1 protein-coding gene is annotated in these 400 nt (G+C 60.5%); it reads left to right on the top strand.

Going from position 1 to position 400, the window contains the following annotated elements; genetic code table 11:
- On the top strand, nt 1-400 hold a 400-nt coding region (locus tag LD028_RS13900; protein WP_483298308.1), incomplete at both ends, for an acyltransferase.

Genomic DNA, 400 nt, shown 5'->3' with positions numbered 1-400 from the left:
ACGGACTGCCCGCCCGCAGCCTTGCCAGTCGCATCGCACCGCTCCTGCGCATTGCCCATGGGCTCCGATACCGCACGCGCCGCGCCTATACCGCGCTCGTTCTCGCGCGTTTCTATGGCCATGTCGGCAAGGGCAGCGTGATCTTCCGCCAGGAAATGGTTCGTTCTCCGCACCGCATCACGATCGGCAATCGATCGATCATCCGCCACGGGGGGCGGATCGAGATCGTTCTGCACGGTCAATCGCCTCTGCCATGGCTCAGCATCGGAGATGATGTGAACATCGAGCAGAATGTCCACATCGTGTGCCATCATCGGATCCGTATCGGCAACAAGGTGTCGATTACCGGCAATTGTGCGATCGTGGATGTATCGCATCCCGTGGATGCCATCGAACGTGG

The sequence above is a fragment of the Anoxybacillus sp. LAT27 genome (assembly GCF_022030075.1).
Lineage (GTDB): Bacteria > Bacillota > Bacilli > Bacillales > Anoxybacillaceae > Anoxybacillus > Anoxybacillus kestanbolensis.
The sequence above is the reverse complement of the archived record's forward strand: the minus strand, read 5'-3'. Positions and strand labels throughout refer to the sequence as shown.